Raw genomic sequence first — 23,406 nt, forward strand, 5'->3', positions numbered from 1 at the left:
ATAATGGCGAAATAGTAACTGAGAGTTCGCCCTTATCTTGAAACAACCGGTATTAAGAAAACCTTAAGACTCTCCCGTCATTTTGTGCGCGGCTTCCCAATTGATAACCGCCCTCGCCATCTGAGCGTCGCACTGAAATTCAAAATGCCAGTTGAGCTGTCCGGCAATGCGCTCAACAAGCTGCAGGCCTAGACCAAATCCGATCTGATTCTCATCCACGTCTGAATCAATAGGGTTGGCAATCGAAAACTGCCCGTTGGTGATCTTAATCTCAATCGCGCCGGGCGCACTGTAGGTGAGCGCATTGCGAATCAGGTTCGTACTCGCAATACGAAACAATTCCCTCTCAATAGAAAGAGGATCACTGTGATTATCGATATGGACAGTCACTGGCTTATGCGCTGCAAGATACGCCAACTCATCCACCAAGGTTGCGCAGAGAGAGCCAAGGTCGACCTTTGATTGGCGAACCTTATCTGGATGTTGCCGTGCCAACCAAAGCAGTGATTCAGACAGTGCCATCATATTGGCGTTGGCACGCGAGGCGCGCTGCAAGGCCGGATAACTGGCATCCTTGTCATCGATGCGCAGTGACAAAGTATCCAAGGATGCTTGCATAATCGCCAACGGCGTACGCAGTTCATGGCTGGCATGCTTTAAAAACTGTTGCTCCCGTTGGTTATGTTCACGAACCTGTTGCAGCGAGGCCATCAAGTGGTCGGCGATTTGGTTAACCTCACGTACCGAAAAGCGCACATCGATAGCTTGATCAGGGTGTGTTTTTACCCGCGCCGACCATGCCACCAACTCTTTGAGTGGCTTCAATGCATTGTTAAACAAAAGCCCAATCACGGTGACAAGCACCAGCATAAAAGCGGCAATTAACACACTGGCATCGGCCAAAGAATGCTCGACAATCATGGCAGCTAATGCTTCGATTTTTTCTGCCGCTTCAAACTCGACCAAGTACAGGCCTTGGGATAGGTGCTGATCGGAGTACAACAAGTAGCCATACTCACGCGTTCCACTGTCATTGATGCGCTGAATTTCAATTGGATCATCCGGTTGTATCGGCTCTGAAGAGAATAAATCACGCACCGATGTCGGGATAGCCTGCCAATCTCGATACGCACTGACAGTGTCACTTTGGGGTAATGGATAGTTAGGATCGGCGGCCAGCTTCTGCTCTAGCTTGATAGCATCGAGCCGCATGTAGTTTTTGCCTGCCTGACTGATTTGATAAAAGCTAAACACGGTGACAAGTGCCAACAACCCGATAAAGATCGCCACCGCCATCAACAAAAGCTGGCGACGCGATTGTGCCGCAAGGCTTCGAACAGGGCTTTGGCTCATACCGGCGCGGCCTCAGAAAGGGACAAACCAATACCGACATGGGTGTGGATCAGCGTTTTAGCAAAGGGCTTATCAACCACTTTACGCAAATGGTGAAGGTGCACGTTAATGGTTCCTTGGCGCACATCATCGCTGGCCCAAATCGCCTCCTCAATATCGCTTTTGGACACCACAGTGGGTGAGCGGCGCGCGAGTAGCAACAGAATGTTCCAACCGGTAGGGGTCAACTTAAGCGGCGTATCACCGCGCGACGCGATATGCTCTTTGGGATAAATCGTCAGATCAGCGATGGTAATACACTCTCGCACCGGTTGATGACGCCGATGCAAGGCCTGTAAACGTGCGAGTAACAAGGGCATGGTGCAAGGTTTGACCACATAATCATCCACGCCGGCGCGAAAACCCTCAAGCTGGTCGGCGTCCGCGCCGCACGCGGTCAGCATTAACACCGGGGTATCGATACCCTGCTCACGCAGCTCGCGACAAACCGCCATACCCTGAACGTTAGGCAGCATATTATCGAGTATCACACAATCAAACGTCTGCTGGCTGGCAAGCTGGATCCCCGTTTCGCCGTTATAAGCAAAATCACAGTCGATATTATGCAGCTCTAAGTATTCTGAAATCGCTAAGCTGAGGTCGTGGTCATCTTCAATGATGAGTATTTTCATGTTAGGTGGTGAGCCATTAACGGATAAACACTTTTATCATCCTAGTTAATCGCGTACCAATTCTCACCACCTTATTGATTTTTCGCGGACAAGATTAGTCTATGCTACTCACCCAATTGGCAATGCTCAGGTACCTTCATTCCCCAACGAGCAAACTCAGACAGGCTACAAACGTGTTTACCCTGTCCGCCATACACTAACGGTAAGTAGAGCGCTGACTCGCCAGCAATGATACGATTAACATAGCTAACTGCTCGCATCCCTTGCTCTGGACCAGAGACCACCAAACCACCCGCAGCTCGCCCCTTTCCGACGGTAAAGTCCCAAAATCCAAACAGAGGTTTAGGAGCATTTAGATTCGTCCATTGCATCACTTCTTTTTCGGAAACGGGCTGATTGTTATCTTTAACCCTTTGGTAGAGTCCTAAAAAGATCGCATCATAGCTGCTTGAAGATAAAACTTCTTCCTTCCAACCTGAAAATGTATCGTGATGAACAATGTCTAATATAATCTTCCCATGAAAATGCTTGCAAGACTCTCTTAAGTCTTTTTCAATAATCTTAGCGGTCGCCCCTCCATCCAACATCACTTTAACTAAGAAAGGCTCTTTACCAATCACATGAGACATCTCAATTATATTTCTAACCAGAAGCGGGCGTTCTAATACACCAGTCACTCTTGCTAAGCCCGTATGATCCGAGAGTGCTTTTCGTGGGTTTTTATTCACTCCCATAAAAACAATTGATATGTCTTGGTCTTGAAGCAATGGCATCATATAATCAAATGCATTGTCATCACTTAAAATGACAATGAGCGGCTTCACTTCATGATAAAATTCGAGTGCTTTCTGGGCTTGCTGAGCGTACAGACCCTCGTCGATACGTTTGGTATCAAGCTCAAATTGGTAAAGATTCGCTTTACTATCTAGTTGATTTTGTATCACAGCAGCAAAGCTGTTATCCCACTCATTTTCTTTATGATAGCTATGGACAAGTAATACATTTACCGCCATCGCTTGAGTGCTAAATAGAAACAAGAATATTGCTAATGCACGTATCATTTGGGCTCTCCTTGATAATTTCAAAAGAAGCTTATCATCCCCCTCTTTTGAAACTATTAAATAAATATCCGCCCACTAACGTTTCTTATTTTTTCTCATCTTTTTGAAGAATAATTAAATTTATATCTAACAAAAGAGTGCTTTATCTTTACACCCTATAAAAATAGTCCTAATTCATTATTTCTACCCAAAAAATAACTCAATTTTTATCAATAAAAACAAAAAGTTATAAACTAATTTAGTCATACAGCCAGCCTTGATAGTTATACATTATGTTTTTGTTTTGTTAAAAAAGGCGCGTTATACGCGCCTTTTCAACCAATTAGTCTATGTATTTTATTTCAGCAACGCCAACACCGCATTGACGCACGCTTCAGACGACACCGGATTTTGCCCTGTCACTAAGTTGCCATCAGTAACCACATACGAGGTAAAGTCATCCGCTTTCTCATAAAGACCGCCGTTTTCTTTGAGCATATCTTCGACTAAAAAGGGGACTACCTCGGTTAAGCCAACGGCAGCTTCTTCGCTATTGGTAAAACCAGTAACCCGTTTGCCTTTCACCAGTGGCTCGTCACGATCTGAACGTGTATGGCGGAACACGGCCGGGCCATGGCATACCGCACCAACGGGTTTGCCGTGATAGTAGAAAGTCTCAATCAGCTGACGGGAGGTCGAATCTTCCGCTAAGTCCCACAATGGACCGTGCCCACCGGGATAGAAAATCGCGTCGTACTCGTACGCATTCACATCGCTCAGCTTAACGGTGTTATTAATCATATCTTGCAGCTCCGCATCGCCATCAAAGCGTCGAGTGGAGTCTGATTGCGCATCTTCCGCTTCGCTGTTTGGGTCAATCGGCGCCGTTCCGCCTTTAGGGCTCGCGACCACAACGGTTGCCCCTGCATCTTTAAACGCGTAGTAAGGGGTGGTGAACTCTTCAAGCCAAAAGCCTGTCTTGTGTCCCGTCTCGCCCATGGCATCGTGAGATGTCAGCACCATCAAAATTTTGTGTTGTTGCATCATCGCTCCTTGTTGTTTGACGCGTTCATTGACCGCTTTGCTATTCGGCAACCTTGTTACTAACGAAGTAAATCCCAGTTTTGATCAGTTGACGGTTTCTTTACTTTCATCGAATAACATTGACTTAAGCCTAGCTTAACAATGACACCACCCTCCTGTCTGCCGCTACAATGAGTACATCCATTAAGGGCAACGCCCTCATCACGTTTAAAGTAATCATGTATCGAACATGCAAAAGAGGTCACCATGAAAAAAGCATTTGTACTAGCACCACTCGCTCTTGTTGCTGTTTTAGTGGGCTGTGAGCAACAGGCCAATGACAAACCTGCAACCGAGACGCAAGTTGAAAATGCGGTAGAAAATGTTCAAGCTGGCGCAGAGCAAGCGATGGATAGCGCCGAGAATGCAGTTGATGCAGCAGGCGATGCTGTCAACGAGATGGTTGATCACCACAATGCAAAACTGTCACTGGATTGGAATGGCACGTATCAAGGTGTCGTCCCCTGTGCAGATTGTGAAGGCATCGAAACCAGCCTGACGCTGAATGACGATAACACCTATGTACTGACCAAAACCTATCTAGGTAAAGAAGGTGAGGCATTAAAAGAGGAAGGGACCTTCACTTGGGGCGACATGGGTACCATCGTCACCCTCCAAGGTCTAACCGACACGCCCAATCAGTTCTTTGTTGCAGAGAACCAAATCATCATGCTCGATATGAACGGTGAGCGTATCGACGGCGATTTAGCCGACATGTACGTGCTGAAAAAACAATAAGCACCATTTTAAGCACCCAATCAGCAGGTTGGGTGCTATTAGTGCAATCTGCTGCCTAAGACTGGTTCAGTGCTTTGAAAAGGCGCTGGGCCGGCTTCCACCTTATGGCCATACCCGCTTTTCGTTATTTTCTCTCCCTCCGCGTTTGCACTGTTAATAACAGTTGTCACATTAGTGACAAAATTGTTTCCAACAAAACTTGACGATATTTCACTCTATGGTGTAACTCTTAACTAGAGGCGAAACAAAATCTTATCCTGCTGTAGAGAGTAGTGCGCCATTGTCGATAAGTTAGACAATGAAAATCATAGATGTACAGCTGTGCACACAAGCGAGCCTCCTCCGTTTGTTCGATAACAAGACCGAAAAACGGCACCTTTCTGTACCGGTAATCGCCTTTGATCCAAGTTCGATTACCGGTCAGTAGTACGTTTTAGTAGCGCCACAGTCGTGGTATTGGACAGGAGTCATGCGTATGAGCGACGTTGTATTGAAGTTTTCATACGAAGAATACAGCGCCCGTTTAGCGAAGGTTCGCTATGCGATGGAAGAGCATGAGATCGATACCTTGTTGGTCCATGACCCTTCTAACATGGCATGGTTAACAGGCTATGATGGCTGGTCGTTTTATGTACCTCAATGTGTTGTGATCGGCGCGACAGGCGACCCTCTTTGGTTTGGTCGCATTCAAGACGCTAACGGTGCATTACGCACTGTTTATATGAATGCTGAATGTATCACCTATTACCCTGACCACTACGTAATGAATCCCCCGCTCCACCCTATGGAGTACTTGTCTAACTATGTACTCGCTGAGCGTTACTGGGATCGCGGACGCATTGGTGTTGAGAAAGACAACTATTATTTCAGTGCCACCGCGTTTGAATCATTAAAAGAAAACCTCCCGATGGCAACCTTGGTCGATGCGACTGGGTTGGTCAACTGGTGTCGCGCGGTGAAATCCGATCAAGAACTGACCTATATGCACACCGCCGCACGCATTGTAGAAAACATGCATCGTGTGGCCTTTGAAATGATTGAGCCCGGCTTACCCAAACACCTACTGGTGGCCGAGATCAATAAGCATGCGGTGGTCGGTCATGACGGTCACTTCGGTGACTACTCAGCCATCGTCCCCATGCTACCCTCTGGTGGTGATGCCGCCGCCCCTCATCTCACATGGGATGATCGTCCGTTTAAACGGGGTGAAGGCACCTTTTTTGAAATTGCCGGGGTGCATCGGCGTTATCATTGTCCGCTCTCTCGTACCATTTTCTTGGGCGAACCTGGCTATGAGTTCCTACGTGCAGATGAAGCCTTGCAAGCCGGTATTGAAGCTGGACTCGCCGTCGCCAAGCCCGGTAACACCTGTGGCGACATTGCCAATGCGCTCAATGATGCGTTGTTGCGCTATGGGTTTGACCGAGAAGGCGCACGGTGTGGATACCCGATTGGGCTGAGCTACCCACCCGACTGGGGAGAGCGCACCATGAGCTTACGCCCCAGCGATCAAACCATTTTGCGTGAGGGAATGACGTTCCACTTTATGCCAGGATTGTGGATGAAAGATTGGGGGATGGAAACCACAGAGAGCATTGTGATCACCCGAGATGGTGCGCAAACACTGTGTGATTTGCCCCGTCAGCTTTTTATCAAGCATTAGCGGCATCTATCGATAAAATCAATCAGGGCACAGCCATTGTGCCCTTTTCTATTCAGCCAAGTGGGTATTTTTGGCTACACTGATAACGTAATGATTTAACATCAAACTTTACTGCGACAAGCCGTATAACATGCCAAGACACATCACAAGGAGAGGTTATGGAACCTACCGCGATTGAAGCCACCGTCGATTTCCATGCCGATGGCGTGCAACACGGCTTTCTTAAACTGCCTCACTCGCACGACCAGTCGGCTTGGGGCTGTGTCACCATCCCCATTACCGTGATCAAAAACGGCGAGGGAAAAACCGCACTGCTGACCGGCGGTAATCATGGGGATGAATATGAAGGGATCACCGCGCTGCTCAATACCTGTCATCAACTGATGCCAAGTGATATTAAAGGGAGAGTGATTATCTTACCCATGATGAACGCGCCGGCCGTGATGGCAGGCACACGCACGTCACCTTGGGATCAAGGCAATATGAATCGCGCGTTTCCCGGCTCCCCCACTGGCAGCGTCACCGAGCAGATCGCGGATTACTTCACTCGCTATTTGATCCCACAGTGTGATACGGCACTTGATATTCATTCGGGTGGAAAAACCTTAGATCTTATTCCCTATGCCGCGTCTCACCGTTTAGAAAATCTACAACAAGCGGAAGCCTGTGCAGAGGGCGCGCGCTTGTTCGGTGCACCTTATCAAGTACAGACCACCGAAATGGACGCCACTAGCATGTACGATACCGCAGTAGAGCAACAAGGCAAGATTTTCGTCACCACCGAGTTAGGCGGCGGTGGCACCAGTACACCGGAATCAATCGCAATCACCCAGCGTGGTATTCATAATTTCTTGGTCTTTTCTGGCGTATTGCAAGATGACTATCGTCATCCCCCTGTGCCTCCCATCGCACTGGAGTTGCCTGACAAGCATTGTTACGTCCAAAGTGAACATGCCGGCATCATTGAATTCTGTGTACACCTCGGCGATCCCATCAAGCGTGGCGATTTAATCGGCAAAGTACATAACATCGAACGGACAGGAACAGAGCCCGTCCCTTACTATGCCGAGCGTGATGGCATTTTGCTGGCTAAGCGCCACCTCGGTCGTATTTACATAGGCGATACCTTTGCCGTTATTGCTGAGCCTGTTTAGCGGAGGCGCCATGAAGTTGGACAAATTTGATATAAAAATCCTTCAAATCCTCCAGAAAGATGGAAGGATCACCAAATCTAACCTTGCCCAAGCGATTAATTTATCGGTCAGCCCTTGTTGGGAACGCGTCAAACGCCTTGAGCAAGCAGGGATCATTGAAGGTTATGGCGCACGAATTAACCCTGATGCGGTGGTTAAGTTAAATACCGTGTTAGTGGAAATCACGCTTGGTCAGCACGATGTCGACAGCTTTCAACGCTTTGAGCGCGCCATGCAAGCCTGTGAAGATGTAAAAGAGTGCTGGGCCACAGGCGGGGGGATAGACTACATCGTTCGGCTTGGCGTGACCGATATTGACTACTACCAACGGCTTATCGACAACTGGTTGACTGACAACTTAGGCATAAAACAGTACTACACCTATATCGTCACCAAGCAAGTCAAACGCCCTGCATTGACATTACCACTCGAAACACCCGATATCGCCGCTAATAACTATTGATAAATGTATAATTTGTTGGGATTTCTCCGGACTAACATTTAACTTTTTAGCAACATAAAAGCAACTGTTTCATGATTGCTTGATAAGTCTATCATTCTAGACATGGCGATTACACGACTCACGCCGGCTTAACTAGCCTCTATCGGGAAGACATTAATGTCTTACTCACTCACTGTAGATAGAGGATAATAATGAATAAGTCAGTTATGCTATCCGTCAGCGTTGCGCTTCTTAGCGGCATGGCGCTCCCCGTATCAGCGGCAGACACACTTCCAACTCCCGCTCCCATTAACATCGCAAGCCAGTACAGTCTCCAAGCCGATTTAGCGCCTCCAAAAACATTTCGTGCTACAGCTCTCGGTGAAACGTATCAAAACAGCATAAAAATACATCAAGCAGACGCCGCCTTCGTCAAGGCACACTTCGCACAGTTTTCACTGCCTGATGGCGCTTATGTCGATGTGACAAGCGCCGATGGGACTGAGAGCTACCGCTATAGCAATCAAGCCAATGGCAAGCGCACATTTAATCCCACTCAGGGTGACGACGGTGTGACACAGTTTTCGGCCATGTCCGTCCACGGCGACACCGCAATTGTGACGCTCGTCCTTCCCACAGGTACCCAATGGCAACCTCAGCATGCGCTGAGTGTCGATCGTTACCAAGCGGGTGATCCGGAAAATCTGATGGCGGCAGCTCAAGACGTAGGAACGCTATCTACGTGCGGAATCAACGAGCGTAAAGATGTGGCATGTTGGCAAGATAGCCATCCAGAGGAGTATGAGCGCAGTCGCCCTGTCGCACGCTTGCTTATGAATGGTAGTGGCCTGTGTACTGGCTGGCGCGTAGGACCAGATAATCACATGTTCACCAACAATCACTGTGTTGAAAGCCAGTCTGAGCTGACGAGCACGGAAATATGGTTTAATTATCAGCGTCCAAGTTGTGGCAGCGGCACCATCAATGACATCGTTAAAGTCACAGGGGATCAGCTACTCAAAACCGATTATACCCTCGACTACACCCTGTTCAGCGTCAATGACTTCGCACGAATTGCTCAGTTTGGTTATATGGGCCTTGATGTACGCATGCCACAAGTTGGCGAAACCATCTTTATTCCTCAGCACGGCGCCGGAAACCCGAAAGAACTTGCCATTGAAAGTGACCAAAACAATGGTGGGATTTGCCAGATTGATGTCGCAGCGACCAATGGCAGAGGCACAAATACAGATGCGGGTTACTTCTGTGACACCACAGGCGGTTCATCAGGTTCTCCGGTGCTGGCAAGCAGCAGCCGCAACGTGATAGCCCTCCACCACTTCGGTGGCTGTGAGAACCAAGGGGTACGGATTGATAAAATCTGGCCGCAAGTCGCCGGTGAGTTTAATAATGTCCCGCCACAAGGGGATCATCAAGCCGGTGGCGCGCCTATGGCGGTCTTCAACGGTCAATGTACTGTGCTTGGTTGTGAGTTTGATGCCAGCGGCGCAAGCGACACAGACGGACAAATCGTGAGCTATCAATGGGATTTCGGTGATGGTTACCAAGGCACCGGTATGACAGCGTCGCATCAGTACGGCGCCGTGGGCACCTATTCCGTCACTCTCACCGTGACCGACGATCAAGGCCTCACCAGCTCTGCGAGTAAAAACTTCACGGTGGGTAGTGACAATGACTACCCTAAAACTGATCTGAGTGGCGATCGCAGCAGTTGGCAATACTTCTTATACACTGCACCGCAAGCGGGCACTGCCACCATTCGTATATATGGCGGAACCGGCGATGCGGATTTATACGTTGAAAAGGGCACCAAGCCAGATCTCAACCAGTTTAGCTGTCGCCCTTACACCAGTGGTAATAATGAAACCTGCAGCCTTGATGTCAACGCGGGCGATGAGGTATTTATGGGCATTCGGGGATATCGGCCCTTTAGCGGCGTCACCCTCGATGTAAACCAATAATCACTGTTTAGTTGGGCGCACCCTGCGGTTGGTGCGCCTAATTTTTCAAATACCGACACCTTATATATCGCCATTTATCGCGCTCAATCGGTGTTTTTGTTATCACCAGAAAATTTTCTTCTGCCTTTCCCTCGTTTCAGAAAAAATTTTGCCGATCGCCAGTTCTAACAGAAAACCTGTCGCGTGCACTTTGCATACAGTAAATGTAGGCAAGCGCTGATAGGCAGCGTCGCTGCTTTACGATGAGGAGGGAGTATGACCGTATTCCAATCACGCGATCTTAACTACACAGGTACCGCCGCCAATGCTCTGCGTCACGACGTGGCCGGTAAAGCAAGTTCAGATGTACTCGCGTATCTCGACGATCAGCGTTTATTTCGACAGCTCGCCTACTGCAATGGCAAGTGGGTGAATGGCGACGCCGATACGCCCGTGTTGAATCCAGCCACGGGAGAAATTCTGGGCTATACCGCCTCACTGAGCGCTGCACAAGTCAATCAAGCCATAGACGATGCGCAAGCGGCATTTCATCTGTGGCGTGCGGAGTCGGCCGAAACCCGCGCGGAACGCTTAATGCAATGGCATGACTTAGTGATGGACAACCAACACGATCTCGCGCATTTGATGGTGCTCGAGCAAGGCAAAACACTTCGCGAAGCCGAAGGCGAAATTGCCTATGGTGCGTCTTTTATACGTTGGTTTGCAGAAGAAGCAAAACGTGTTTACGGCGACACTATGCCAAGCCATATTCCCAACGCTCACCTTGCGACCTTACGTGAACCCATTGGCGTTGCCGCTTTGATCACCCCGTGGAATTTTCCCAGCGCAATGATCACGCGCAAGGCGGCAGCGGCACTCGCTATTGGCTGCAGCGTGATCGTTAAACCTGCGGAAGAAACGCCCTTCTCCGCCCTCGCATTAGCCGAGCTTGCGGAACGCGCAGGGATCCCAGCCGGTGTATTTAACGTGATCATGGGTGATGCCCCCATGGTTTCAACTCAGCTTTGTCAAAGCGACAAAGTCAAAGCGATGAGCTTTACCGGCTCAACCCGTGTCGGCCGTCTGCTGCTCGAGCAAAGCGCTCACACAGTGAAAAAATGCGCCATGGAGCTTGGCGGTAATGCGCCCTTTATCGTCCTGCCAGACATGGATATTCAGCAAGCGGCACGTGCCGCCATCGATGCGAAATTTCAAACCTCAGGACAAGACTGCCTCGCCGCGAACAAAATCTTGGTGCCAAGTGACAAGTACCAAGCCTTTGTCGATGCCTTTGCGGCATTAATGGACGAACTTGAAGTGGGTAACGGCTTGTTACCCAGCACGGATATTGGTCCATTGATTTCCTCTCGCGCGGTGGATAAAGCGCAAGCCTTAGTGGATGACGCCATCGCCAAAGGCGCCACCGTGGTTGGCGGCAAGCTTAACCCAAATCTCGGCGAAAACTTCTTTGCACCCACCCTAGTCACCAAAGTGACACCCGATATGTTGGTGTATCAAGAAGAAACCTTTTGCCCTGTGGCCGTGGTCATTGCCTATGATGATCTCGACCAGGCCATTGCCATGGGCAACGACACTGAATACGGCTTAGCCGCCTATGTCTACGGTAATGACATTCGTGATATTTGGCGCTGTCTGCGCGGTCTTGAAGTCGGCATGGTCAGCGTTAATTCAGTGAAGATGACCGGACACCCTATTCCCTTTGGCGGCGTCAAACAATCAGGCTTAGGCCGTGAAGGGAGCCGTTACGGCATCGACGAGTTTAGTGAAATTAAATACTACTGTTTGGGTGGCCTGCCCACCGTGAGCGGCAGCTAATTGAGGTTTGCGTAAGGATAAGGAGACTGATCATGCGTCCAGAAACGAAAGCTTTGTTGGAAAAAGACAGAAATACCGTCTTCCACGCATCAACACACTTGAAGCAGTACGCCCACGGCGAAATGCCTGGCCGAGTGATTGAGACAGGTAAAGGGATTCGCATCACCGATTCAGAAGGTATTGAGCTGATTGACGGGTTTGCGGGCTTGTATTGCGTGAACATTGGTTACGGCCGCGAAGAAATGGCCGATGCCATTTATGAGCAAGCCAAAAAGCTCGCTTACTATCACACCTATGTGGGCCACACCAACGAAGCACTGGTGACCTTGTCTGAGCGACTCATCAAGATGGCGCCGGGCATGAGCAAGGTGTATTACGGCATGTCGGGCAGTGATGCCAATGAATCACAAATCAAGCTGGTGTGGTACTACAACAACGCTCGCGGCAAACCCGAGAAAAAGAAAATCATTTCTCGCGATCGCGGCTATCACGGCTCCAGTATCGCATCCGGGTCGTTAACAGGGCTTCCTTTGTTCCATGCGCATTTTGATTTGCCCATAGAGCGTATCAAGCACACCATGGCACCCTACTATTATCGTCGTGAAGACAGCGGCATGACAGAGCCTGAGTTTGCACAACATTGTGCCGATGAACTCGAGAAAATGATCCTTGCGGAAGGCCCTGATACCGTCGCCGCGATGATTGCCGAACCCGTGCTTGGCACCGGAGGCATCGTGCCGCCACCAGAAGGTTACTGGACCGCGATTCGCAAGGTCCTAGATAAGTACGACGTTCTGCTGATCGCCGATGAAGTGGTATGCGGCTTTGGCCGTATTGGCAGTGACTTTGGCTCGATTTACTATGATATGAAGCCTGATCTGATCACCGTTGCCAAAGGCTTAACCTCCGCTTATCAACCCCTATCTGGGGTGATGATCGGTCACAAGGTGTGGGATGTGCTGGAAGACGGTACCGATGCATGGGGAGCCATTGGTCACGGGTACACCTATTCAGGCCACCCACTGGGCGCGGCCGCCGCGCTATGTAACTTAGACATCATCGAGCGCGAAAACCTTACCCAAAATGCTGCAACCACGGGTGAGTACCTGCAAATGAAGATGCAAGCCGCTTTTGCGGATCACCCATTGATTGGCGATAGCCGCGGAATTGGTTTGCTCCATGCGCTTGAGTTCTCGCCCGATCGCGCCAATCGTAGCCACTTTGATCCCAACCTGAAAGTGGGACCACAAGTTGCTGCCGCGTGCTTGGAGCAAGGCTTAATTGCCCGTGCGATGCCACACGGCGATATTCTCGGCTTTGCGCCACCTTTAGTGGTGACACCCAACGAAGTCGATGAAATTGTCGCCAAAGCACAAGTCGCGGTCGACAAGGTGATGGATAAACTGGTCACTAGCGGACAATGGCAACCGAAGTAACAGAGCATCACCACTCCTAAACGCAAAAAAGCGCCGATAATCGGCGCTTTTTTATCGATGGCGTATCCCACGCTTAGCTTGCTGTCGCAGGCTCTAGCGCAAGATTCGCTTCTTTCTCTTTTTGCATTCGCATCACCGCGATTGGGCCGGTAATGAAAGTAAACGCAATCAAGAAAGAGACAGGCACAGCTGTGATCACAATGAACGACTGCAACGCATTCAAGCCACCTTCACCGGCCAGCAAGAGCACTCCGGCTACCACGCCCATGACAATCGCCCAGAATAGGCGATGCGCGCGTGTCGGTTGATTGTCACCAGAGACAGCCATCGCAATGGAATACGCCATGGAGTCACCTGTGGTCGCCACAAAGGTGGTGGTCAACAGCATAAAGGCTGGGATCAATACCACGCTGTACGGCAATTGTGATAGCGACGCAATCAAGATCGCCGGCAAACCCGCGTCCGCCATCGGACCGGAAATGCTGCCCGGAGACTGCAACTCATAGAAAATACCCGTACCACCCAGTACTGAGAACCAGAAGTTAGTCGCAATCGGTGCACAAATCGCAACGGCAAAGATCAGTTCACGAATAGAACGGCCTTTCGAGATGCGTGCAATAAAGATGGCCATCATGGGTGCAAAACCAATGAACCAGCCCCAGAAGAACCAGGTCCACCATGCATTCCAGCTGCCGTTATCGGTGTTGAGTGCCAGCGTGTGCATGTTGTTAAGGTAATAGCTAAAGCCAGCACCAAACTGCTCAAAGATAAAGCCCGTTGGACCCAGTACGATCACAACAGCAAGCAGTACAGCCGCACCAATCACATTCATCCGGCTTAACCATTGCAGACCTTTATCCATTCCCGTAAAGGCGGAAATAGAGTAAATCGCCACTACCGCGGCCAAGATCAGCATTTGCATCGACATGGTGTTCTCGATACCGACAAAGCTTTCCAAGCTGTAACCCAACTGGGTGGCAAGGAAGCCAATCGGACCAATCGTGCCCGCCGCAACGGCAATGATAGAACACGCATCAATCACAGAGCCTAACCAGTGATTTTCTAGCTTGTCACCGAGCAGCGGATATAACAGCGCACGAGGACGTAAACGCACGCCTGCTTGGTGGTGGGCATACATCAGCACGATGGTCGCCAAGGTGCCCAACACTGCCCAAGCTAAAAAGCCCCAGTGGAAGAAGCTTTGGCTTAACGCAGGGGCGACCGTTTGCATCGCGCCGGCTTCCATCTCACCTAACGCCGGAGGAGGCGTCATAAAGTGGTAGATGGGTTCAGCCGCTGACCAAAAAACACCGCCGCCCGCAAGCAGAGTACACATGATCATCGCAACCCAGCGGAAACGGCTCATTGAGACGGTATCGGTGGCGCCCAGTTTCAACTTACCAAATTTACTGCCGCCAATGGCTAGCGCCAGCACGAAATTGATCACCATTAGCCACTGCCACCAGTAACCAAAAAGGTTGGCAGATTCAGCAAACAGCGACTGAATCACAGTGGAAAAATGTTCGAGGTCAAACAGGGCAAAGGCAAGGAAGAGAGCGACAAAGCCGATAGTAAAGACGGCAACAAGTCGATCGTTATTTTGTGTAGATTTAAGCATTAGTTCGCTCACAAGGTGTGTGAGGGGCGGCACTCTATCAGTGTGGCGAACGAATGACCAGCATAAATTGCATCGAACACTAACGATAAAAACGTGACAGACATCACCTATTCAGCCGTGGTGCGGGCTGAATAGGTTTATGACATTTTTATTAACTGCGCAAAATTCGACCCGTTAAGCCGGCTCTTTGTCTGACGCCTTACGCGATGACTTGCCGGTTTCCAAGATCTTCTTATGCAGTGTCACTGCAGCACGATACAACTTGGGGTGAACCTGCGTATCGGTTTGCTTTGCGCGATTACACTTTGATATCACGGCTGCAGTAAGACAGGCTGCAACCTTGAGCTGTCCAAGTTGAAAGGCATAACTTGCGGTTTTAATCGCCATAAACACAGATTGGTCACTGTACTTATAATTGCGTGCCGCAAACTTTTCAAAGCGGAGAAAATCCTTGTGATAATTTTTTAAAATACGATTAACGTGGCGGTCGTAATAGTTCTTGTACTTGGCGTAACTGCCTTTGCGGTTACTGGCCATGATGTCCCGAACCCAGACAACTGACTGCAGTTGTTCTTTTTCGAATAAGCCACTCAGCCAGGCAAACATGCTACCTCCATACTGCTAGCTTAACGGCTCTATTCTACTTATTTCGTGCTACTAAGCTACGGGAAGGTGCAAATAACTCCTTGATTGGTCGTTATTTAATCAATTTTGCGAGGCGCAGTGAGTAATAGACGATTGAAGAGTCGGGAAAGGAGGGCGCGCGGGACCCCTCTTGTTGGATGAACGATTCACTATGCGCGGGTGTTAATGGTAATCGTGTAGGTATCCTCTGCCGCCGGTAACATGTGCAAGATTTGCTCGCCGAGATCGGGGTGCGAGAGCAAGTAATTACCTTGTGGAAATCGGGTATCCTCTGGGCCTTTCAACACTAAGCTAAAGTTTTCCACCAGTTGATCATCAATGGTTTCACCGTTGCCCTCATGCTCATCGATGCGGATTAGGGTCATCGCATATTCCGTGTCTGTGCCATCAATCAAGGTAATGGTTTGATCAATAAGCGCTTTAACGTGCTGACAAGATAGTACATTCATAACACCTCCCTGCGACCCTAGACAGGGTTCGTGAGTCTCTTTATCTACCTACCTGTAAATAAGGTTAGAATAAAAATTCGTCAATGCACAACAGCTTAGCAAATTTTCTGCACATTTATCGAGCAAAGCCTCTGTTCAAGACATTACCCCTTACCAAAAACACAAAAGGCAACCCCATGGTTGCCTTGTTGCTTACGGTTGGACAAATTAACTGCGCGTTTTAACGCTACGTGCTTTATCCGTTTTAGATTTGTAGTAATACCACAAACGTCTACTTTTATTGTGCATCGAACACCTCTCCTATCAGATTAATGAACGATATTTATCGCTATGGTTATTGCACTCGTTCAGCGATAGCACGAACAGTGCGGAACTTAATAAGCACTCGAGATGAGCGCTGAAGCGCGATGATTCAACTGTCAGCCCGAACACCTTTGTAGGGCATTGCACGTCTATGTAATGGGGAATGGACAAACCGCCCCCTCAGTCATAAACGTAAAGTGTTGAAAATCACGTTATCTCTATTCTTATTACAAATACTTGCAGAAAGCAACCTTGTTCACGTTTGGTCAACAGAATAACTCACTGCGACGTTGCGGAAACCTTATCAGGAGAGGAAGTGTGCTTGCGACACAGTTGGGGAACCTTTCGGCAACCCACAACAATAAAAAGCCGCTCAATCGAGCGGCTTCGCGGATGGATTCCTTTGTTGGTCGTTGGTCAATGAAACTTGTTGTTGCACTGCCCCGCTTGCTCACTATGTTGAGCGTCCTAACCGCATGGTCTTGTGTTCAAATGCCTGGCTGGCGGCAAACAAGGTGTCTTCATGGGTTCCTGACATCAACGGGGACTTAACTCTTTTTGGCGCGTCACTGCGCGCTGATCATTTACCAAATTGTGTGTCAGCTCAGCTGACATTTTGAGTAAAGCACAGTTTTGCTCCTGCGCCACTGCATGACGTTTAAACTGTGAACACTGTAATAAATCCGACATAAACTGGGATTTCGCACAGCATACCGGCCCAATTTATGCCACCGTTCGACACCAAAAATAAAAATGTTCCCTCACCGCTAGACGACCGGTCTAATCTTGATTATGCTAGTCGACATGAAATCGAGCAGCACTCATGAAACGACCAGTCATAACGCGACCCACCAGCACCTGTTGGAGACGGGCGTGAACGTGATGGCACAATTTGGTTTTAGCGGCGTTGGCCTAAGCGCCATCCTCAAACAAGCGGGCGTACCCAAAGGGTCTTTTTATCACTACTTTGCGTCGAAAGAACAATTCGGCCAAGCCGTGTTAGACCACTATTTTGCTTGCTACATTGCGGATGTGAATCGCTTACTGACAGATAGCTCGCTCTCTCCCATTGCACGTGTGCACAGCTACTTCAGTCGCTGGCAAGCACAATACTGTAGTTTGGATCCGGTGCAAACGTGTTTGGTCGTCAAGCTGAGTGCAGAAGTTGCGGACTTATCCGAGCCAATGCGGCTGGCACTGCGTGATGGCACCGATCAATTGATTGGTTGCTTGGCGACTACGCTCGCCCAAGCCAGCGATCAGTTTAATAACCAAACGGCGCTGACCACCGCGACAACCTTATATCAACTGTGGCTCGGCGCCAGCTTACTGACCAAGCTGCATCGTAACGACAGTCATCTCGCGCAAGCGATGACCATCACTGAAGAAAAGCTCGGACTGATCGATTAATCATGTTGTGCTCTACCCAGCACGACAGTAACCAATAAATAGCAGTTGATGCGTGGCGGTAACACAGGTTGCTACCCCACCATCATCCCGAAACCCGCCAAGGCGGGTTTTTAACCGGCATTAACTAGACGACCGGTCTAATTTAAATAAACGCTTGATACCATCAAGCACAATAAAAGGAAGGATGAGCAATGAACAACTTTGAGTTCTACAATCCCACACGTATCGTTTTTGGCGAAGGTAAGATTGCCGAGCTGGATCGGCTCATCCCGGCCGATGCCAAAGTACTCGTGTTATTCGGCGGCCAAAGTGCACGAAAAACAGGCACCTTGGATGAAGTAGAACAAGCATTGGGTCAGCGTCAGTTTGGCCTGTTTGGTGGTATTGAACCCAACCCACGCTTTGAAACCTTGATGAAAGCGGTCGAGAAAGTGAGTGCTGAAGGCTATGACTACCTTCTCGCCGTGGGCGGCGGCTCAGTGATCGATGGCACCAAGTTCGTTGCAGCAGCCGCGAAATATAACGGCGACGCGTGGGACATTCTCACCAGCATGGGCGGTAAAGTAGAAGCGGCACTGCCATTTGGCACCGTGCTCACCTTGCCGGCAACCGGCTCTGAGATGAACAAAGGCTCGGTGGTGACCCGTGAGTCAATGCAAGCGAAACTGCCGTTTATGAGCGAGCTAGTCTTCCCGCAGTTCTCGGTATTGGATCCGGTGAAAACCTACACCTTGCCGATTCGCCAAGTCGGTAACGGCGTGGTCGATGCGTTTGTTCATGTCGTGGAGCAATACCTGACCTACCCAGCCAATGCGCCGGTACAAGACCGATTCGCCGAAGGCCTACTACAAACCCTCGTCGAGCTTGGCCCACAAGCGCTGGAAACACCAGAAGACTACAACGTGCGTGCGAGCTTGATGTGGACAGCCACCTTAGCGCTTAACGGCTTGATTGGCGTGGGTGTACCGCAAGACTGGTCAACCCATATGCTGGGTCACGAACTGACCGCTCTACATGGTTTGGATCACGCACAAACCCTTGCCGTGGTGCTGCCTGCAATGCTCAATGAGAAGTTTGAGCAAAAACAAGCCAAGCTCGCACAATTTGCTGAACGTGTTTGGCATATTGACCAAGGCAGCGAAGCCGAAAAAGCGCAGCAAGCGATTGAGAAAACACGCGACTTTTTCGAGCGCATGAACGTGAAAACACGCATGAGCGATTACGATCTGGATGAAACCGCGATTGAGCCCTTGATTGAAAGCCTGACTCAACACGGCATGACCCAGCTCGGTGAACATGGCGATGTGACGCCGGACGTTTGCCGCCGCGTGCTTCAAGCCGCGCTGTAATCTCCGTTTTATTTCATGATGAGGCGTACTAAGCCAGCCGCCTCTTTTCCCATCTTCAAGGGAGGAATCCATGTCAGCATTAACAAATCAACGTTTTGTTCTCGCATCACGCCCGGTTGGCGCACCCACTGCCGAGAACTTTCGCTTAGAAGAAGTCGCCATTCCCGCACTGGGTAACAAGGATGTACTGATTGAAAACCATCACCTATCAATTGACCCTTACATGCGCGGTCGAATGAGTGATGCCAAATCGTACGCAGAGCCGGTAGCGATTGATGGCCTGATGGTCGGTGCCACCGTGGGTAAAGTGTTGGAATCTAACCACGCCGATTACCAGACGGGTGATTGGGTATTGGCCTACAAAGGTTGGGAAACCCATTCGGTCGTCGATGGCGATACCCTGCTTAAACTTAACCCCGATCTCGCGCCGGTTTCATACGCGCTTGGGATCTTGGGGATGCCCGGCTTCACCGCCTACATGGGCTTATTAGATATCGGCCAGCCCAAAGAGGGCGATACCCTGGTAGTGGCTGCCGCAACCGGCCCCGTTGGTGCGACCGTCGCACAAATCGGTAAGCTGAAAGGCTGCCGCGTAGTCGCGATTGCCGGTGGTGAAGACAAATGCCAATACGCCCGTGAACACCTCAGTGTGGACGCCTGTATCGATCACAAAGCCGATAACTTTGCCGAGCAGCTTGCCGAAGCCTGCCCACAAGGCATTGATGTGTACTTTGAAAACGTCGGCGGCAAGGTATTTGATGCGGTGATGCCACTGCTTAACACCGGCGCACGCATTCCCGTGTGTGGCTTGGTATCTCAATACAACAGCACTGCCCTGCCAGAAGGCCCAGATCGTCTTTCGCAACTAATGGGCACCATCTTGGTCAAGCGCCTAACAGTGAAAGGTTTCATCATTTTTGATGACTACGCACACCGTTATCCTGAGTTCGCTCACGACATGGCCAAATGGGTCGGCGAAGGCCAAATCCATTACCGTGAACACTCGGTGGATGGCTTTGAGCAAGCGCCTCAAGCACTCATTGATGTACTCGAAGGCCGCAACTTCGGCAAGATGGTCGTCAATATTAAATAGAGCTCACACGCTTTATTTCGTAATACCGAAAACCCTGCCTCCCCCTTAGCGATGGATAGCTAAGGGGGTTTTATTCAGACATGCGATCTTAAAGGTCTTGGCTCGCGAGTCCATGATGTTTTTGGCACCACTCTTCCCAACTTATCCTCCCCAGTCGCTTATGAGCCCAAACCACTCTCAGTGCTCGAAACATCCCTAACAGCACACCATAAAAGGTTGAGGCAATAAGATAGGTCATTATGGTCCATTCTCCCGGCTTAACAATGGCGAACATGAGCCATAACCAAGCGCCCCACACATAACCTAAAACGAGGCCGTGATAAAAAAACACGCTCACCGGAGACTGAAAAACTAAGGGTTTCTCGGTGGGGAAGAGTAACCGAGAAATAGGATTAGTTGCCGTTTGAGTAAGCACGCGTGGAATACCCATCCTTAATAAATACAACTGAACAAACTCAACCTTTTGCACTACAGGTCCTTTATCTACAACTACCTGCACGCATAATAATACAAATTCTGTCTGCAAACGATTCTCAATTATCTTTAAGCGGTTTTAAATCAGCCAGATGGTCATCTATTCGTTCAGGTTATCGGCCACAATAGCTGGCCAACTTTATGGATATCTCATCGTTCTATCTAACATTCTCGTCATTTTATACCTGCTCACCCGTATCGTTACGTACGCCGTCCATCATCACAAAGCCTAAGCAGCCAACTACACTAAAGGAACGACTCGACTACCGTCAGCATGATTTGGCAGGGCTGGTCGCAGGTACTTGGTTTTTATCTGCGTCAGCTGAGAAAAGAGGATGTATCGACAATGGCCAAACCCGCTCTCATGATCCGTCATCAGATTAACCTCGGATTTGCAGTGGTTCTGGTGTTGGCGCTACTGACTATTTTTGCGGTGCTGGAATGGAAAGTAAAACCTGATCTGATTGAGCAGCGACAAGAGCGGATCAGCCTCAACCAATATGCATTAATTGACTTACTCGATGCCAAGCTTGGACAGATCGAGCTTTTAACCAGTACGATCGCCTTAAAGAGCACCAACCTTCCCAAAAACGAAGCGCTATTCCGTAGCCTCTTCCCTCCACTCTTTAACAATCATGGCGATCCTACCATTGCCGGTGGCGGGATCTGGCCGGAGCCCAACACCTTCACTCCCGGCGTAGAGCGGCGTAGCTTTTTTTGGGGCCGCACAGGACCCGAGATGGAATACTATGATGATTACAACGATCCTGATGGCAAGGGCTACCACAATGAAAGCTGGTACCTAGTAGGAAAACAGGCGCCTAACGATCGCTGCAGTTGGTCTAACGCTTATATTGACCCTTTTACCAAAGAGCCGATGATTACCTGTACCGTACCCATGAAAGAAAATGAGCGCTTTGTTGGGGTGGCAACGGTCGACATGAGACTGGATGGCATTGCCGACATACTGGCTCGGTATGGCAAAGAAAACGACGGCTATGTATTCGCTCTGGACGCCAATAACAAGGCGATAAGCTTTCCCGAATCGGCAGTAACATTTAACCCATATCGAAATACCCTGCGAACGGCTACCGAGTTAGAGCAGGAACTCCCTTGGCTGCAAGAAGCGCTGCAAGCAAGTCAATCTCTCCAAGATAGCCAACTGATTACGATAGAGAGCGATGGCGTGCTAAACGAAGCCGCCTACGTTCATATTATTAAATATCCTCAAGTCGATTGGGTGATTGGTCTCGTCGTGCCCAAAAGCAAAATGACCGCGGCGGCTGACAGCATGGGACTGTTCCTGATGTTTGCCATTGGCGGACTATTGCTCGTTGTGGGGATTATCGCCGCCATTACTGCCCGGAATCTACTGGATAAGATTCAGCAAACGACCACACAGATTTGGGAGTTGATAGACGGGGAAACCACTCAAGAGTTGACGGTCGACAACATGAACGAAGTAGGAGAGCTGCGCCATGCAGTGAATGCCTATGGTGATAAACTCAAGTCACTATTAACTCGCCTCGAAGCGATTCAAGATGAATTAGTGCAAAACGAGAAACTATCGTCCTTAGGGTCGCTCGTGGCTGGGGTTGCCCACGAACTGAACACCCCCATAGGCAACGCACTGATGTCGGCGACCTCCATTCTGGGAGTAAAACAAGAATTTGTACACAAGCTCGAAAAGCCCATTACCCGCGATGACCTTAACCAATTTCTTACTCACGTTGATGAAGGTACACGTATTATTGAGCGCAATATGGCGCGCGCGTCCGAGCTCATTCGCGCGTTTAAGCAGCTTGCCGTTGATCAAACCAGCGATCTGAGACGGGAATTCGACTTGCACCATCTGGTCAATGAAGTCCTATTGTCGTTACGTCCTACGCTCCAACGTTTACCACACCAAATTGATGTCGATATTCCTGACAACATGCAGCTTAATAGCTATCCGGGGGCTCTCTCGCAAATATTGATCAACTTGATCAACAACGCACTCATTCACGCCTTTGCATCGAAAGAGCAAGGTCGTATTCAAATCTATGCCACACAATCATCAACCGATTTAGTGCACATCACCGTCCGTGATAATGGGGCAGGCATGAGCTATGACGTGAGAAAACGCATCTTTGATCCTTTCTTCACCACCCGCCTCGGCCAAGGCGGCTCGGGCCTTGGCCTACATATTACCTTCAACCTTGTCACCGGCGTACTTGGCGGCCGTATTGAGGTGAAAAGTGAGCCTGCGCGTGGGAGCTGCTTCACTATTACCCTACCGCTTAGCGCTCCCGAACGCGTCGCATCCAACAGTGAGGGCACGCCGTAAATTGAGCGTATGTTCGCGCTATTCAAATTTCATTCTCTAACCATTTTTTATTATCGACAACCATATCATTTTCCAATTCATGAATGGTTCCAATACGACAGCGTTTTTCGGGTTCGGATTTCTCATATTCAGTCAAGTAAATATCGCTATGTATGTGCTCAGAAATCATTTTTACTAATAGCCGATTGTTTGAATAAAGACCCAATACTTCTGCTCGATGTGAAAACACCATCGCTTTTTTCATATCAACAACCAGCATAAACCGATGAGAGGGGTAACGTTTCTCTTTCTCTTCTGAGCGTGAATAGTGCTCTATGCTAGGA

19 protein-coding genes and 1 pseudogene are annotated in these 23,406 nt (G+C 49.4%); 11 read left to right on the forward strand and 9 right to left on the reverse strand.

What is annotated here, in order from left to right:
• Positions 1-63: 63 nt before the first annotated feature.
• The 4 genes from BZG82_RS08445 to BZG82_RS08460 all read right to left on the reverse strand — a co-directional run bounded on the left by BZG82_RS08445 (position 64) and on the right by BZG82_RS08460 (position 4,108).
• Positions 64-1,353, reverse strand: a complete 1,290-nt coding sequence (locus BZG82_RS08445; protein ID WP_077765600.1) for a sensor histidine kinase — start codon at positions 1,351-1,353, stop codon at positions 64-66.
• Positions 1,350-2,024: a response regulator transcription factor gene (locus BZG82_RS08450; RefSeq protein WP_077765601.1), complete on the reverse strand. Its 675-nt coding sequence runs from the start codon at positions 2,022-2,024 to the stop codon at positions 1,350-1,352. Before BZG82_RS08450 ends, BZG82_RS08445 begins: the two co-directional genes overlap by 4 nt.
• 104 nt (positions 2,025-2,128) lie before the next feature.
• On the reverse strand, positions 2,129-3,085 hold the full coding sequence (locus BZG82_RS08455; protein WP_077765602.1) for an ABC transporter substrate-binding protein: 957 nt from the start codon (positions 3,083-3,085) through the stop codon (positions 2,129-2,131).
• Positions 3,086-3,421: 336 nt separating this feature from the next.
• On the reverse strand, positions 3,422-4,108 hold the full coding sequence (locus BZG82_RS08460; protein WP_077765603.1) for a type 1 glutamine amidotransferase domain-containing protein: 687 nt from the start codon (positions 4,106-4,108) through the stop codon (positions 3,422-3,424).
• Positions 4,109-4,354: 246 nt separating this feature from the next.
• Here BZG82_RS08460 and BZG82_RS08465 point away from each other — a divergent pair, with 246 nt between their 5' ends.
• From BZG82_RS08465 to BZG82_RS08495, 7 genes are all read left to right on the forward strand, one after another.
• Positions 4,355-4,885 (forward strand): copper resistance protein NlpE, encoded by a 531-nt coding sequence (locus tag BZG82_RS08465; protein ID WP_077482114.1) that lies wholly within the window; start codon positions 4,355-4,357, stop codon positions 4,883-4,885.
• 475 nt (positions 4,886-5,360) lie between these two features.
• A complete protein-coding gene (doeA, locus tag BZG82_RS08470) occupies positions 5,361-6,548 on the forward strand; it encodes an ectoine hydrolase DoeA (protein ID WP_077663399.1) in 1,188 nt (395 codons plus the stop codon).
• A gap of 158 nt (positions 6,549-6,706) precedes the next feature.
• Positions 6,707-7,702: a N(2)-acetyl-L-2,4-diaminobutanoate deacetylase DoeB gene (gene doeB, locus BZG82_RS08475; RefSeq protein ID WP_077765604.1), complete on the forward strand. Its 996-nt coding sequence runs from the start codon at positions 6,707-6,709 to the stop codon at positions 7,700-7,702.
• A 10-nt stretch (positions 7,703-7,712) separates the two neighbouring features.
• Positions 7,713-8,204, forward strand: coding sequence for an Lrp/AsnC family transcriptional regulator (locus BZG82_RS08480; protein ID WP_077480488.1), 492 nt, complete (start codon positions 7,713-7,715; stop codon positions 8,202-8,204).
• 191 nt (positions 8,205-8,395) lie between these two features.
• Complete coding sequence (locus BZG82_RS08485; RefSeq protein ID WP_131826229.1) at positions 8,396-10,165, forward strand: PKD domain-containing protein; 1,770 nt, start codon at positions 8,396-8,398, stop codon at positions 10,163-10,165.
• Positions 10,166-10,420: 255 nt separating this feature from the next.
• Positions 10,421-11,980, forward strand: coding sequence for an NAD-dependent succinate-semialdehyde dehydrogenase (locus BZG82_RS08490; protein WP_077765606.1), 1,560 nt, complete (start codon positions 10,421-10,423; stop codon positions 11,978-11,980).
• Positions 11,981-12,012: 32 nt separating this feature from the next.
• Entirely contained in the window at positions 12,013-13,416 is a 1,404-nt protein-coding gene (locus tag BZG82_RS08495) for an aspartate aminotransferase family protein (RefSeq protein ID WP_077765607.1), read from the forward strand.
• Between the two features lie 73 nt (positions 13,417-13,489).
• Here BZG82_RS08495 and BZG82_RS08500 read toward each other — a convergent pair whose 3' ends face one another.
• The 3 genes from BZG82_RS08500 to BZG82_RS08510 all read right to left on the reverse strand — a co-directional run bounded on the left by BZG82_RS08500 (position 13,490) and on the right by BZG82_RS08510 (position 16,128).
• Positions 13,490-15,034: a BCCT family transporter gene (locus tag BZG82_RS08500; RefSeq protein ID WP_069587865.1), complete on the reverse strand. Its 1,545-nt coding sequence runs from the start codon at positions 15,032-15,034 to the stop codon at positions 13,490-13,492.
• Between the two features lie 174 nt (positions 15,035-15,208).
• Positions 15,209-15,640, reverse strand: a complete 432-nt coding sequence (locus tag BZG82_RS08505; protein WP_077480495.1) for a hypothetical protein — start codon at positions 15,638-15,640, stop codon at positions 15,209-15,211.
• 188 nt (positions 15,641-15,828) lie between these two features.
• A complete protein-coding gene (locus BZG82_RS08510; protein WP_069587868.1) occupies positions 15,829-16,128 on the reverse strand; it encodes a DUF6916 family protein in 300 nt (99 codons plus the stop codon).
• A 1,107-nt stretch (positions 16,129-17,235) separates the two neighbouring features.
• On the opposite strand from BZG82_RS08510, the gene BZG82_RS08515 reads away from it, so the two are divergent.
• From BZG82_RS08515 to BZG82_RS08525, 3 genes are all read left to right on the forward strand, one after another.
• The gene (locus tag BZG82_RS08515; RefSeq protein WP_077765608.1) at positions 17,236-17,841 is read left to right on the forward strand and encodes a TetR/AcrR family transcriptional regulator; all 606 of its coding nucleotides are present in this window, start codon (positions 17,236-17,238) and stop codon (positions 17,839-17,841) included.
• Positions 17,842-18,032: 191 nt separating this feature from the next.
• Positions 18,033-19,190: an iron-containing alcohol dehydrogenase gene (locus BZG82_RS08520; RefSeq protein WP_077765609.1), complete on the forward strand. Its 1,158-nt coding sequence runs from the start codon at positions 18,033-18,035 to the stop codon at positions 19,188-19,190.
• Positions 19,191-19,260: 70 nt separating this feature from the next.
• Entirely contained in the window at positions 19,261-20,283 is a 1,023-nt protein-coding gene (locus BZG82_RS08525) for an NADP-dependent oxidoreductase (protein ID WP_077765610.1), read from the forward strand.
• An 88-nt stretch (positions 20,284-20,371) separates the two neighbouring features.
• Here BZG82_RS08525 and BZG82_RS08530 read toward each other — a convergent pair whose 3' ends face one another.
• The gene (locus BZG82_RS08530) at positions 20,372-20,752 is read right to left on the reverse strand and encodes a DUF6404 family protein (RefSeq protein ID WP_077480503.1); all 381 of its coding nucleotides are present in this window, start codon (positions 20,750-20,752) and stop codon (positions 20,372-20,374) included.
• Positions 20,753-21,103: 351 nt separating this feature from the next.
• On the opposite strand from BZG82_RS08530, the gene BZG82_RS08535 reads away from it, so the two are divergent.
• Positions 21,104-23,083 carry an ATP-binding protein gene (locus BZG82_RS08535; RefSeq protein WP_158075989.1) on the forward strand — a complete coding sequence of 660 codons (1,980 nt, stop codon included), beginning with the start codon at positions 21,104-21,106 and terminating at the stop codon, positions 23,081-23,083.
• Between the two features lie 22 nt (positions 23,084-23,105).
• On the opposite strand, the pseudogene BZG82_RS08540 reads toward BZG82_RS08535, so the two are convergent.
• Positions 23,106-23,406: pseudogene (locus tag BZG82_RS08540) on the reverse strand (TrmB family transcriptional regulator); the annotation flags it as partial.

This window comes from Salinivibrio sp. PR5, from assembly GCF_001996085.1.
Classification (GTDB): domain Bacteria; phylum Pseudomonadota; class Gammaproteobacteria; order Enterobacterales; family Vibrionaceae; genus Salinivibrio; species Salinivibrio proteolyticus.